The sequence below is a fragment of the Streptomyces sp. NPDC048521 genome (assembly GCF_043199855.1).
Lineage (GTDB): Bacteria > Actinomycetota > Actinomycetes > Streptomycetales > Streptomycetaceae > Streptomyces.
Genome location: NZ_JBICWR010000001.1, coordinates 644,112 through 656,627, shown reverse-complemented (window position 1 = coordinate 656,627; position 12,516 = coordinate 644,112). Strand labels below are relative to the sequence as shown.

Below are 12,516 nucleotides of genomic sequence, written 5' to 3'. Positions count from 1 at the left end.
CCGGGCGGTCAGCCGGCGCGCACCGCGAGCGCGAGGAATCGGGCGTCCTCGTCGGTGTACGACGTCATACGCCACCCCGAACGGGCCAGGAGCGGGCCGAGGTTGGCCTCGGCCCGCAGGTCGTCCGGCGTGATCTGCCGGCCCTGACGTGCGGCCAGGGCCGCGCGGCCGATGGGATGGAACAGCGCGAGTGTGCCGTCCGGCCGCACCGCGCGGGCCAGTTCCCGCAGGTTGTCCACCGGGCGCGGCAGATGTGCGATCAGGCCGGCCGCGAAGACGGCGTCCAGGGATCCTGACCGCAGCGGCAGCGCGGCCACGTCCGCGAGCAGTAGCCGCCCGTCCCGTTCCCGGCCCGCCCGTACGGCGGACTTCAGCATCGCCGGGGTCAGATCGGCACCCAGCACCACCCCGGAGGGGCCCACGGCGGCACGCAGCGGCGGCAGGGCACGCCCCGTGCCGCAGCCCGCGTCCAGCACCCTGTCGCCCGGCCGCAGCCCGACCTCGGCGACGGCGGCCGCGTAGGCGGGACCGTCATGGGGGAACCTGCTGTCCCAGTCGGCCGCCCGGGCGGTGAAGAACTCCTGGACATGTGTGTGTTCGTCGCTCATGTGCGGCATGATCTCTCACCGTCACGAGGGATGTCTTGGTGCGCATGTTCGAGCGTGACGCGATCGTTCCGTCGCATCTCTGTGTCATATTCCAACAGCTTTCGAAACGCGCCCCCTTTGTGCGCCCCTGCCCCGGCTAGCGTCCCGGGGCCATGGGACACCTGGACCACGCCGCCTTCGGCTGGCTGACCCCCGTGCTGTCGTACGCGATGGCCTGCACAGCCGCCGCACTGGGACTGCGCTGCACCGTCCGCGCGCTCGCCGCCACCGGCCGCTCGCGCCGCAACTGGCTCGTCACCGCGGCCTCCGCGCTGGGGACGGGCATCTGGACCATGCACTTCGTGGCGATGCTCGGCTTCCGCGTCAGCGGCACCGACATCCGCTACGACGTGCCGCTGACCATCCTCAGCCTTCTCGTCGCCATGGTCGTCGTCTGTGCCGGCGTCTTCGCCGTCGGCTACAGCCGCGACCGGAACCGGGCGCTCCTGATCGGCGGACTCACCACCGGGCTGGGCGTCGCCAGCATGCACTACCTGGGCATGGCGGCGGTCCGGCTGCACGGCAACGTCCGGTACGACCCCGTCCTCGTCGCCCTGTCGGTGCTGATCGCGGTGGTGGCGGCGACGGTCGCCCTGTGGGCCGGACTCCACATCAAGTCACCTCTCGCGGTCACCGTCGCCTCCCTGGTCATGGGCGCGGCCGTCAGCAGCATGCACTACACCGGGATGTTCGCGGTGAGCGTGCGTGTGAACCCGTCCGACCAGGCTCTGTCCGGTGCCACGGCGATGCAGTTCATCTTCCCCCTCGCCGTCGGCCTCGGGTCCTATCTGTTCATCACCTCGGCCTTCGTCGCTCTCTCGCCCACGGCCGACGAGCGCGAGGCGTCCGCCTCCGCCCAGCAGCCCGTCGAGAGCGTCGCCCACTAGCGGGAGCCGGCCCGAGCGTCCCGACCCACGTCCCGAGCGAGGAGGCCATGCGCCCACCCCGTACACCCGAGAAGGCCGGTTCCCCGGCGCCCCCTCCGCGCGGCCGCCGCGCCCACGCCGGGCAGCCGGCGCAGGAGGGCCCGGACCGCGCCCTCGGCATACCGCCGACCACGGCACGCGCGCGGGGAAGCCGCCGGCACCTTCGCCCGCGGACCGTGCGCGCCAAGGTGGTCAGCCTCCTGATGGTGCCCGTCGTCTCCCTGCTCGCCCTGTGGGCCTACGCCACCGTCAGCACCGCCCAGGACGTCGCCCGGCTGCGTCAGTCCCAGCGGGTCGACGCGGAGCTGCGCACCCCGGTGGCCGCGGCCGTCGCCGCGCTGCAGGCCGAACGCGGCGCAGCCGTGCGCTACGCCGGTGCGCCGCGCACCGAGGACCGCGGCGACCTCGACAGACTGGCGGCTCGCACCGACCGAGCCGTGGCGCAGCTGCGGCTCGGCGCCGACAACACGGTCGCCGACAGCCAGGAACTGCCCATCGGTGTCTCCGGGCGCCTCGACGCCTTCGTCACCGGCGCCGGGCACCTGCGTGCACTGCGGACGGCCGTACGCGACCGGAAGGCCGGCTGGGAGGAGGCCTACGTGCGGTACACGAAGACCATCGGGGCGGCCTTCGCCGTGGACGGCGCCCTTACCGGCGTCCAGCAGGCCGATGTCGGCTCCGACGCGCGCGTGCTGCTCGAGTTCTCCCGGGCCGCCGAATCGCTGGCCCAGGAGGACGCCGTCCTCGGCAGTGCGCGGACCGGCGGTCTGGAGGGCGAGCGGCTGCGGCTGTTCGGTTCCGCCGTCGCCACACGCCGTGCCCTTATCGAGGCGGCCGTCGCCGATCTGCCCGCCGCACAGCGCGCCGCCTGGCGCGAACTGGCCGCCGGCCGCTCCTACACCGCCCTCGTGGCAGCCGAGGACGAGATCCTTACCGCCGAACCGTCCGACGCGGCACCGCGGGCCGGCTGGAGCGCCGACCACGCGCGCGTGCGGGACGCCATGCGCGCCATCGAGGCGGACACGGGCCGTGCCGTCGCCGGCCGTGCCGACCCGGTCGCCCGAGGTCTGCTCAGCCCGGCGGGGGCCGCCGTGCTCCTCGGCCTCGCCGCGGTCGCCGCCTCGCTCGTCATCTCGGTCCGGATCGGCCGTGCGCTCGTGGTCGAACTCGTGAGTCTGCGCAACGACGCCCTGGAGATCGCCCGCCGCAAACTCCCGGAAGCGATGCGGAGACTGCGGGTCGGTGAGGAGATCGACATCCAGGCCGAAGCGCCCTCCGGACCACTCGCCGAGGACGAGACCGGCCAGGTCGCGGAAGCTCTGACCACCGTGCACCGCGCCGCGCTGCGGGCCGCCGTGGAGCGCGCCGAACTGGCCAGCGGGATCTCCGGGGTCTTCGTCAACCTGGCCCGCCGCAGTCAGGTACTGGTCCACCGCCAGCTCAGCCTCCTGGACAGCATGGAACGCCGCTCCGACGACCCCGACGAGCTGAGCGACCTGTTCCGCCTGGACCACCTCACCACCCGGATGCGCCGTCACGCCGAAAGCCTGATCATCCTCTCCGGCTCGGCTCCCGGCCGGGCCTGGCGCATGCCGGTGTCCCTGACGAACGTGGTCCGCGCCGCCGTGTCGGAAATCGAGGACTACGCGCGCGTGGAGGTTCGCCGGCTGCCCGAGGCACACGTCATCGGGGCGGCGGTCGCCGACCTCACCCACCTGCTCGCCGAACTGGTGGAGAACGCGGCCCAGTTCTCACCGCCGCACACGCGCGTGCACGTCACCGGCGAACCCGTCGGCAACGGCTACGCCCTGGAGATCGAGGACCGGGGACTCGGCATGGGCGCCGACTCGCTCGCCGAGGCCAATCGGCGCATCGAACAGTCCGAGGCCCTCGACCTGTTCGACAGCGACCGGCTCGGACTCTTCGTGGTCAGCAGGCTCGCCTCCCGGCACGACATCAAGGTGCATCTGCGGACCTCTCCGTACGGAGGCACCACCGCCGTCGTCCTGTTGCCGACCGCCCTGTTGCACAGCGGTTCGGCGGAACGTTCTTTCCGGCAGGACGAGCACACCCGGCGCGAGCAGGAACGTGCCTACGCGCGCGTGCCCGGCAAGGCCGCGCCCCCGGACGCCGTTGCCGCGCCCTCGGACCGGCCCGCCCTGGCGGCGACCACCCCCGGTGCGCACGACACCGCTACCACGCCCGTCCCACACGTCACCGCTCCCGAGCCCGGCCCCTACCGCACCGGTCCTCAGTCCGTCCCGCACGTCACCGCTGCCGAGCCCGATCCTCATCACGCCACGGCCGAGCCTGGTCCTCACCGCATCGCCGCGGGCCCGCACGGCAGCCCGGACGACCCCCCGCCGCCCGGAGTCACCGCCTTGAGGCCGCACCGGCCCCCGAGCGACTACGAACCCTCCGACGACCTCCCGCGGCGTGTGCGCCAGGCGAGCCTCGCTCCCCAACTGCGCCATCAGCGGCCCGAAGAAGCCGCGTCGACCCCCGTAACGCGCGACGAGGGCCGGCGCACCCCCGAACTCGTACGGGACCGCATGACGGCCTACCGCGACGGCTGGGCGCGCGGCGGCGGTCGTCGGCCCGGCCGCGGCGTCGCCCCGGACACCGAAAAGGGCAGTCACACCAGCGAAGGAGACCCGGCATGATCGAGGACCCGAACCCGAGGGCCGGCCGACGATCCGGCGAACTGGACTGGCTGCTCGACGACTTGGTCATGCGAGTGAGCGAGGTACGGCACGCCGTCGTGCTGTCCAACGACGGACTGGCCATCGGCGCCTCCACTGCACTGGCGCGGGAGGACGCCGAGCACCTCGCCGCCGTCGCTTCCGGCTTCAACAGCCTGGCCAAGGGCGCGGGGCGGCACTTCGGTGCGGGCGGCGTGCGCCAGACCATGGTCGAGATGGACGACGCGTTCCTCTTCGTGGCCGCGGCCGGCGACGGCTCCTGCCTCGCCGTGCTCACCGCCGTCACCGCCGACATCGGCCTGGTCGCCTACGAGATGGCGCGCCTGGTCAAGCGGGTCGGCGAGCACCTCTACACACCGCCGCGCGCCGCGGCACAGCCGCCCGCCGCCGGATGAGCCGGAGAAGGCGGCACCGATGACCGAGAACCCGACCGGCGGCCCAGGGGAGACGGGCAGCCAGTGGTACGACGGCGAGGCCGGGCCCCTGGTCCGCCCGTACGCCATGACGGGCGGCCGCACCCAACCCTGTCCCACCGGCGTGCGCTTCGACCTGATCGCGCTCGTCACCCTCGACCCCACCGGACCGGAGCCGGGCGACACCGCCCTCGGCCCCGAACACAGGACCCTGATCGAGCTGTGCCGCACGGAGACACAGTCCGTCGCCGAACTGGCAGCGGACGCCGACCTGCCCGTGGGCGTCGTCAGGGTGCTCATCGGGGACCTCCTGGAACTTGGCTGCGTGACCATCAGCCGTCCCGTGCCCCCGGCACACCTGCCCGACGAACGGATCCTGCGCGAGGTCATCGAGGGATTGCGAGCGCTGTAGATGAACCGTCAGAAACCGCCGTACACCTCGCCGCACTTCGAACCGTGCGGGTTGTGCAACCGACCGGGCGCGAGTCGGTCACAACAGGTGCGTTCCGGTCCAACCGCCCGGACGAGTGTCCCGGTTGTCATGATGCTGGCTTCACCCCCGGAGCACCCAGACGTCGACCGCAGCCGGCCCTCCCGAGAGAAGTGATCATGGTCTCCGAGCACTCCGACGACGCCGGCGACACCTCCGCCCTGGCGCTGAAGATACTGGTCGCCGGCGGATTCGGGGTCGGCAAGACGACCCTGGTCGGGTCCGTCAGCGAGATCCGGCCGCTACGCACGGAGGAACTGCTCAGCGAAGCCGGTCAGCTGGTGGACGACACCGACGGCGTGGACCGGAAGGTCACCACGACCGTCGCCATGGACTTCGGCCGCATCACCATCCGCTCGGGCCTGTCCCTGTACCTCTTCGGCACACCCGGACAGGACCGCTTCTGGTTCCTGTGGGACGAGTTGTCCCAGGGCGCGCTCGGTGCCGTGGTCCTCGCGGACACCCGGCGCCTGGAGGACTGCTTCCCCGCCGTCGACTACTTCGAGCACCGGCGCATCCCGTTCGTGGTGGCCGTCAACTGCTTCGCGGGGGCCCGCACCTACGGCGCCCAGGATGTCTGCAGGGCCCTCGACCTGGACCACGGCACACCCGTGGTCCTGTGCGACGCGCGCGACCGGGACTCCGGCAAGGAGGTGCTGATCCGGCTCGTCGAGTACGCCGGGCGGATGCACACCGCCCGGCTCCTGGACTCGGTCGGCTGACCCGCCGCTCAGGCCGCCAGGTCCTTCACGGCCACCACCTTGTCGACGGTGACGCGGACCAGCAGCTCACCCGGAACGCCGTTGCGGGCGCCGTACTCCTCGGCACGGTCCTCGCCCATGTACCGGGCGGCGATCCGCGTGGCCCACAGCCGTACCTCGTCCAGGTCCTCCGACAGCCGGGCGCGACCGTTGAGCACCACGAAGTGGAACGGCGGCCGGTCGTCGTCCACGCACAGCGCCACCCGCCCGTCACGGGCCAGATTGCGCCCCTTCACGGTCTCCTCACCGGTGTTGAAGACCAGTTCGTCCCCGTCCAGCACGAACCAGATCGGCGCCACATGGGGGCTCCCATCGGCGCGAACGGTGGACAGCTTGCCGGTGCGGGTGCCCTCCGAGACGAACGCCCGCCATTCCTCGTCGGTCATCTTGTCTGCCATGCATCCATCCTGCTTGCCCGGACGCGGGTCGTGGGGAAGGCTGGCGGGGAGTTCCTCCTGTCAGGGGGAGACGTCACACGGGGAGACGGACATGGCGCAGAACCAGGGACTCGGGTGGCTCCTGGACGACCTGACCGAGCGGGTGGACCATGTGCGGCACGCGCTGGTCCTGTCGAACGACGGGTTGGTCACGGGAGCGAGTACGGGTCTACGACGGGAGGACGCCGAGCATCTGGCCGCCGTTGCGTCGGGACTGCACAGTCTGGCCAAGGGTTCGGGACGCCACTTCGGCGCGGGCAGAGTACGCCAGACCATGATCGAGTACGACGACGCCGTGCTGTTCGTGACCGCCGCCGGCACCGGCAGTTGTCTGTGCGTGCTCAGCGGGGCCGAGGCCGACATCGGGCAGATCGCCTACGAGATGACCCTGATGGTCAATCGCGTCGGCGAACACCTGGGCGTCGATGCCAGGCAACCCGAGCGGACCCCCATCGCGGACCTCTGACCTGCGGATTCATACCCGCGGCGGAGTTATCCACAGGCTCCCCACGAGTTGCGGCACATTGGCTACGGTGTGTGCACGGCTCGCGCACAGGGCGTCAGCCACCGACTCCACAGGGGAGTACGACCATGTCGGCAAGCACCTTCGGCCCACCCCGCCTCCTCACCTGCACTCCGAGCCGCGCCGCTCGTGAACTGGGGCTCAAGCGAGGCGAGTTCGACCTCGCGGTGCAGCTCGGCCATGTCCGGACCCTGCCTGACGAGGGCGGGGGAGGAGGTCGGCGGGTGGAGCGCGCGGAGATCGACCGCCTCCGCGCCCAGGACGGCTTCCCCGAAGCTCTCCGAGAACGGGTGCGGGTGGTGGGGACCGTCGAGGGCGCCGCGCTCATGGAGATCCCCGCCGGCCGGTTCACGCGGCTCGCACGCCTGGGCCTCATCGTGCCCGTGAAGTTCTACCTGAACCGCTACCGAGCCGTGGTCTGGCTCTATCTCGCGGAAGAGCTGCGGAATTTCACGTCAGACGCCGAGAACGCGCACCTGCTCAAGGGGCGTACGCCGGAGACGCTGCGGGGCCAGCTGGAGACGGGAGTGGATCTGCGCGCCCGCAACTGGCGCGGACGACACCTCGGATTCCTGCTGCGGCAGGCCGCGGACCCCTGGGCCCGTGCCGGAGCACTGGCCGGCCTCCTCGCACCCGTCGAGGTCGCCCACGTCGTCAAGGATCCGTACGAGCGCGCCCACCTGAACCGTTTCCGGCCCGCGCCGCCCGGCCATGCGGCTTCCGGTTCGCCGTCCGCGCACCTCGCCGAGCGGATCATGACCGCGCACGACACGGACGAGATCGAGTGGTTGCGCAGCGAGCTGGGCCGCGCCGTCGGGGAGGCCCGCACCCTCTCGCCCGCACCGCGCCCGGCTGCCCGCCGTGCGGCACCGGCGACGCGGACGGTGGCACGGCCGATCCCGCCGATGGCACACACGGTCACCCGTCCGGCAGAGCCGGCGGCACGGCCGACCCCACCCTGCGCACCCCGGGGCGACGATGCCGGACAGGACCCGCCGCAGCCGGCCGGCGGCCTGCGGGCCTGGCTGCGGCGGAGAAGTCCGCGACCCGTGCGGGCCTGAACCCGTGCGGTTGCCGGGCAGAAAGAGGCCGAGCCCTGCCCGGCAGCCCTCTACAGGGCTCTGAAGAGTCCCTCCTGGACGACCGAGACGAGCAGACGCCCCTGCAGGTCGTAGATGCGCCCGCGGGCCAGACCGCGCCCGCCGGTGGCTATCGGCGACTCCTGGTCGTACAAGAACCACTCGTCCGCGCGGAACGGCCGGTGGAACCACATGGCGTGGTCCAGCGAGGCCATGTCGAAGTTCCGTGGACCCCACAGCGGTTCGACCGGGATGCGGACCGCGTCCAGGAGGGTCATGTCACTGGCGTAGGTCAGTGCGCAGGTGTGGACCAACGGGTCGTGCCCGAGCGGTCCGACCGCCCGCATCCACACGGCGCTGCGCGGCTCGGCTCCCTCGATCTCCTCGGTGTTCCAGCGCAGCCGGTCCACGTAGCGGATGTCGAAGGGCTGGCGGCGCGCCATCCGCTCCAACTGCTCCGGCAGCGCCCCCAGATGCTTACGGATCTCCTCGGTCACCGTCGGCAGCAACTCCGGGTCCGGCACCTCGCGGGCCGGCGGCAGCTGGTGCTCGAAGGGTCCTTCCTCAGGCTTGTGAAAGGAGGCGGTCAGATTGAAGATCGTGCGGCCCTGCTGCACGGCCGTGACCCGGCGGGTCGTGAACGACCGGCCGTCGCGGACCCGTTCCACCTGGTACACGATCGGTACCCCGGGACGGCCCGGGCGCAGGAAGTACGCGTGCAACGAGTGCACCGGGCGGTCGCCGTCCGTGGTGCGCCCCGCCGCGACCAGCGCCTGGCCCGCGACCTGGCCGCCGAAGACCCGTTGCAAGGACTCCTGCGGGCTTCGGCCACGGAAGATGTTGACCTCGATCTGCTCCAGGTCGAGCAGGTCGACCAGTCTCTCGGCCGGGTTCGTCGTCATCGGTGGGATTCTCCTGTGCTCACAGCTGGCCGACATCGGTGACGCGGACGACCGCGCGACCCTCGGCGTCCGATGCCGCAAGGTCGATCTCCGCGCTGATGCCCCAGTCGTGGTCGCCGTTCGGGTCGTCGAAGATCTGGCGGACGCGCCAGAGACCGTTCTCCGGCTCCTCCTTGATCACCAGCAGCTTGGGGCCGCGGGCGTCGGGTCCGGTGCCGAGGTCCTCGTACTCGTCCCAGTACTTGTCCATCGCCTCGCCCCACGCCTCGGCGTCCCAGCCGGACTCGGCGTCCATCTCGCCGAGTTCCTCGACCTGGTCGAGGGCGGCCAGCTCCACGCGGCGGAACAGGGCGTTGCGGACCAGGACCCGGAAGGCGCGCGCGTTGGTGGTGACCGGTTTCACCTCGTCGGCCTTCTCCTGGGCCTCCTCGGCGGTCATCTCCTCCGGGTTGGCCAGCTGCTCCCACTCGTCCAGCAGGCTGGAGTCCACCTGGCGGACCGTCTCGCCGAGCCACTCGATCAGGTCCTGCAGATCCTCGGACTTCAGGTCGTCGGGGATGGTGTGGTCGAGGGTCTTGTAGGCGCTGGCGAGGTAGCGCAGCACGATGCCCTCGGTGCGGGCCAGCTCGTACAAGGACACCAGCTCCGTGAAGGACAGGGCCCGTTCGTACATGTCCCGGACGACCGACTTCGGCGAGAGCGGGTGGTCGCCGACCCAGGGATGGCTCTTGCGGTAGGTGTTGTACGCGTGGAAGAGCAGCTCCTCCAGCGGCTTCGGGTACGTGATGTCCTGGAGGCGCTCCATGCGCTCCTCGTACTCGACACCGTCCGCCTTCATCGCGGCGACGGCCTCGCCGCGCGCCTTGTTCTGCTGGGCGACGAGGATCTGCCGCGGGTCGTCCAGCGTGGACTCGACCACGGACACCATGTCCAGGGCGTAGGACGGCGACTCGGGGTCGAGGAGTTCGAACGCGGCGAGCGCGAACGTGGACAGCGGCTGGTTGAGCGCGAAGTCCTGCTGGAGGTCGACCGTGAGCCGGACGATGCGGCCCTCGGCGTCCGGCTTGTCGAGCTTCTCCACGATCCCGCCGTCCAGCAGCGAGCGGTAGATCGCGATGGCCCGGCGGATGTGCCGCAGCTGCTGCTTGCGCGGCTCGTGGTTGTCCTCCAGGAGGTGGCGCATCGCCTGGAAGGCGTTGCCGGGCCGGGCGATCACCGACAGCAGCATCGTGTGCGTGACCCGGAAGCGGGACGTGAGAGGCTCCGGCTCCGACTCGATCAGCTTCTGGAAGGTGTTCTCCGTCCAGCCGACAAAGCCCTCCGGCGCCTTCTTGCGCACCACCTTGCGGCGCTTCTTCGGGTCGTCGCCCGCCTTCGCCAGCGCCTTCTCGTTCTCGATGACGTGCTCCGGCGCCTGCGCAACGACGAGGCCGGCCGTGTCGAAGCCCGCCCGGCCCGCCCGGCCCGCGATCTGGTGGAACTCGCGGGCGCGCAGGGTGCGCACGCGGCTGCCGTCGTACTTGGTCAGCGCGGTGAACAGCACGGTCCGGATGGGCACGTTGACGCCCACGCCGAGGGTGTCCGTGCCGCAGATGACCTTCAGCAGACCGGCCTGAGCGAGCTTCTCCACCAGGCGCCGGTACTTGGGCAGCATGCCGGCGTGGTGGACGCCGATACCGTGCCGGACGTACCGGGAGAGATTGCGGCCGAACTTCGTGGTGAAGCGGAAGTTGCCGATCAGCTCGGCGATCTGGTCCTTCTCCTCGCGCGTGCACATGTTGATGCTCATCAGCGCCTGCGCCCGCTCCACGGCCTGCGCCTGCGTGAAGTGCACGATGTAGACGGGCGCCTGCTTGGTCTCCAGCAGGTCGGTGAGCGTCTCGGTGAGCGGGGTGAGCTTGTACTCGTAGGAGAGGGGGACCGGGCGGGTCGCGGAGCGGACCACCGAGGTGGGGCGGCCGGTGCGGCGGGTGAGGTCCTCCTCGAAGAAGGACACATCGCCCAAAGTCGCCGACATCAGGATGAACTGCGCCTGCGGAAGCTCCAGCAGTGGAATCTGCCAGGCCCAGCCGCGGTCACCCTCCGCGTAGAAGTGGAACTCGTCCATCACGACCTGGCCGACGTCCGCGTTCTTGCCGTCGCGCAGGGCGATCGAGGCCAGCACCTCGGCGGTGCAGCAGATCACGGGCGCGTCGGCGTTCACGGAGGCGTCGCCGGTGAGCATGCCGACGTTCTCGGTGCCGAAGAGCTTGCACAGCTCGAAGAACTTCTCCGACACCAGCGCCTTGATCGGGGCCGTGTAGAAGGTGACCTCGTCCCGGGCGAGCGCGGCGAAGTGCGCGCCCGCGGCGATCATGCTCTTGCCGGACCCGGTGGGCGTCGAGACGATCACGTTCGCCCCGGAGACCACCTCGATCAGCGCCTCCTCCTGGTGGGGGTAGAGGGTGAGGCCGCGCTCCTGCGCCCACGACTCGAAGGCTTCGTACAGGGCATCGGGGTCGGCGGTCGGCGGCAACTGATCGATGAGGGTCACGCACCCATCTTGCCTGGCCTTCTCCCCGAGAGGGGAATCGGCTGCGGGTACGAAGATCATGGCCGCTACGCTGTGTCGCCGACGCAGCGTCAGCGCACCAGGTCAACTGGACAGCGGCACACGAAGAATGGGGCGGGAAGCGGCCATGATGGGACCAGCACACTCACTGTCGGGGGCCGCGGCCTGGCTCGGCGTCGGAGCGGCCGCCGCCGCGGCCGGTCACCCGATGCCCTGGCCGGTCCTCCTCGTCGGCGCGCTGATCTGTGCCGGCGCCGCGCTCGCTCCGGACCTCGACCACAAGGCGGCCACCATCTCCCGGGCCTTCGGGCCGATCTCCCGCTGGATCTGCGAGATCGTCGACAAGCTGTCGTACGCCGTGTACAAGGCGACCAGGAAGCAGGGGGACCCGCGCCGCTCCGGAGGCCACCGCACACTGACGCACACCTGGCTGTGGGCGGTCCTGATCGGCGCCGGCTGCTCGGGGGTGGCGATCACGGGGGGACGCTGGGCGGTGCTGGCGATCCTGTTCGTGCACATGGTGCTGGCCATCGAGGGTCTGCTGTGGCGGGCGGCGCGCGGCTCAAGCAGCGATGTGCTGGTCTGGCTGCTGGCGGCGACCAGCGCGTGGATCCTCGCGGGGGTGCTGGACAAGCCGGGCAACGGCTCGGACTGGCTGTTCACGGCGCCCGGCCAGGAGTACCTGTGGCTGGGGCTGCCGATCGTGCTGGGCGCGCTGGTGCACGACATCGGGGACGCGCTGACCGTGTCCGGCTGCCCGATCCTGTGGCCGATCCCGGTGGGCCGCAAGCGCTGGTACCCGGTGGGACCGCCGAAGCCGATGCGGTTCCGGGCCGGCAGCTGGGTGGAGCTGAAGGTACTGATGCCGGTGTTCATGATGCTCGGAGGCGTGGGCTGCGCGGCGGCCCTCAACGTGATCTGAGCCTGCCGCCCTGCTGCGGGCGCCTGGCGCGCCCTGCTCGGGATGCCCTGGCGCGTCGCTCACCCACCGGATGCCCGGACCGCCTCACACGCCGCTGCCTCCTGGGGCACCCCGGTCGCCTCACGCCCCGCTGTCCCGGGGAACGCCCGGGCCGACCTGCTGC

12 protein-coding genes are annotated in these 12,516 nt (G+C 71.3%); 8 read left to right on the top strand and 4 right to left on the bottom strand.

All coding sequences use genetic code 11. The features are described 5' to 3' along the window. Positions 1-8: 8 nt before the first annotated feature. On the bottom strand, positions 9-608 hold the full coding sequence (locus ACGFRF_RS03270) for a class I SAM-dependent methyltransferase (RefSeq protein WP_393736679.1): 600 nt from the start codon (positions 606-608) through the stop codon (positions 9-11). Between the two features lie 152 nt (positions 609-760). Here ACGFRF_RS03270 and ACGFRF_RS03265 point away from each other — a divergent pair, with 152 nt between their 5' ends. The 5 genes from ACGFRF_RS03265 (at position 761) to ACGFRF_RS03245 (ending at position 5,900) form a co-directional block, all read left to right on the top strand. After that, entirely contained in the window at positions 761-1,534 is a 774-nt protein-coding gene (locus tag ACGFRF_RS03265; RefSeq protein WP_393736678.1) for an MHYT domain-containing protein, read from the top strand. Positions 1,535-1,581: 47 nt separating this feature from the next. Then, entirely contained in the window at positions 1,582-4,236 is a 2,655-nt protein-coding gene (locus ACGFRF_RS03260) for a nitrate- and nitrite sensing domain-containing protein (RefSeq protein ID WP_393736676.1), read from the top strand. Further along, positions 4,233-4,670: a roadblock/LC7 domain-containing protein gene (locus ACGFRF_RS03255; RefSeq protein ID WP_393736674.1), complete on the top strand. Its 438-nt coding sequence runs from the start codon at positions 4,233-4,235 to the stop codon at positions 4,668-4,670. The genes ACGFRF_RS03260 and ACGFRF_RS03255 overlap by 4 nt, the downstream gene beginning before the upstream one ends. Positions 4,671-4,689: 19 nt before the next feature. Further along, positions 4,690-5,100, top strand: coding sequence for a DUF742 domain-containing protein (locus tag ACGFRF_RS03250; RefSeq protein WP_393736673.1), 411 nt, complete (start codon positions 4,690-4,692; stop codon positions 5,098-5,100). Positions 5,101-5,297: 197 nt separating this feature from the next. After that, positions 5,298-5,900 (top strand): ATP/GTP-binding protein, encoded by a 603-nt coding sequence (locus ACGFRF_RS03245; RefSeq protein ID WP_393736671.1) that lies wholly within the window; start codon positions 5,298-5,300, stop codon positions 5,898-5,900. An 8-nt stretch (positions 5,901-5,908) separates the two neighbouring features. On the opposite strand, the gene ACGFRF_RS03240 is transcribed toward ACGFRF_RS03245, so the two are convergent. Continuing rightward, positions 5,909-6,337, bottom strand: coding sequence for a PPOX class F420-dependent oxidoreductase (locus ACGFRF_RS03240; protein WP_393736669.1), 429 nt, complete (start codon positions 6,335-6,337; stop codon positions 5,909-5,911). Between the two features lie 91 nt (positions 6,338-6,428). Between ACGFRF_RS03240 and ACGFRF_RS03235 the strand changes: the two genes are divergently transcribed. After that, on the top strand, positions 6,429-6,842 hold the full coding sequence (locus ACGFRF_RS03235; RefSeq protein ID WP_393736667.1) for a roadblock/LC7 domain-containing protein: 414 nt from the start codon (positions 6,429-6,431) through the stop codon (positions 6,840-6,842). A gap of 125 nt (positions 6,843-6,967) precedes the next feature. After that, positions 6,968-7,960 (top strand): DUF6397 family protein, encoded by a 993-nt coding sequence (locus ACGFRF_RS03230; RefSeq protein WP_393736665.1) that lies wholly within the window; start codon positions 6,968-6,970, stop codon positions 7,958-7,960. 50 nt (positions 7,961-8,010) lie between these two features. Here ACGFRF_RS03230 and ACGFRF_RS03225 read toward each other — a convergent pair whose 3' ends face one another. Together ACGFRF_RS03225 and ACGFRF_RS03220 are read right to left on the bottom strand one after the other, a co-directional pair. Further along, the gene (locus tag ACGFRF_RS03225; protein ID WP_393736663.1) at positions 8,011-8,880 is read right to left on the bottom strand and encodes an acyl-CoA thioesterase; all 870 of its coding nucleotides are present in this window, start codon (positions 8,878-8,880) and stop codon (positions 8,011-8,013) included. A gap of 19 nt (positions 8,881-8,899) precedes the next feature. After that, positions 8,900-11,413 carry a DEAD/DEAH box helicase gene (locus ACGFRF_RS03220; RefSeq protein WP_393736661.1) on the bottom strand — a complete coding sequence of 838 codons (2,514 nt, stop codon included), beginning with the start codon at positions 11,411-11,413 and terminating at the stop codon, positions 8,900-8,902. Positions 11,414-11,558: 145 nt separating this feature from the next. On the opposite strand from ACGFRF_RS03220, the gene ACGFRF_RS03215 reads away from it, so the two are divergent. Further along, a complete protein-coding gene (locus ACGFRF_RS03215) occupies positions 11,559-12,353 on the top strand; it encodes a metal-dependent hydrolase (RefSeq protein WP_393736659.1) in 795 nt (264 codons plus the stop codon). Positions 12,354-12,516: the final 163 nt, after the last annotated feature.

Coding starts and splice junctions, on each gene's coding strand:
- ACGFRF_RS03230 (WP_393736665.1), top strand. CDS start 6,968: ATGTCGGCAAGCACCTTCGGCCCACCCCGCCTCCTCACCTGCACTCCG.
- ACGFRF_RS03255 (WP_393736674.1), top strand. CDS start 4,233: ATGATCGAGGACCCGAACCCGAGGGCCGGCCGACGATCCGGCGAACTG.
- ACGFRF_RS03240 (WP_393736669.1), bottom strand. CDS start 6,337: ATGGCAGACAAGATGACCGACGAGGAATGGCGGGCGTTCGTCTCGGAG.
- ACGFRF_RS03265 (WP_393736678.1), top strand. CDS start 761: ATGGGACACCTGGACCACGCCGCCTTCGGCTGGCTGACCCCCGTGCTG.
- ACGFRF_RS03270 (WP_393736679.1), bottom strand. CDS start 608: ATGAGCGACGAACACACACATGTCCAGGAGTTCTTCACCGCCCGGGCG.
- ACGFRF_RS03215 (WP_393736659.1), top strand. CDS start 11,559: ATGATGGGACCAGCACACTCACTGTCGGGGGCCGCGGCCTGGCTCGGC.
- ACGFRF_RS03250 (WP_393736673.1), top strand. CDS start 4,690: ATGACCGAGAACCCGACCGGCGGCCCAGGGGAGACGGGCAGCCAGTGG.
- ACGFRF_RS03225 (WP_393736663.1), bottom strand. CDS start 8,880: ATGACGACGAACCCGGCCGAGAGACTGGTCGACCTGCTCGACCTGGAG.
- ACGFRF_RS03245 (WP_393736671.1), top strand. CDS start 5,298: ATGGTCTCCGAGCACTCCGACGACGCCGGCGACACCTCCGCCCTGGCG.
- ACGFRF_RS03260 (WP_393736676.1), top strand. CDS start 1,582: ATGCGCCCACCCCGTACACCCGAGAAGGCCGGTTCCCCGGCGCCCCCT.
- ACGFRF_RS03235 (WP_393736667.1), top strand. CDS start 6,429: ATGGCGCAGAACCAGGGACTCGGGTGGCTCCTGGACGACCTGACCGAG.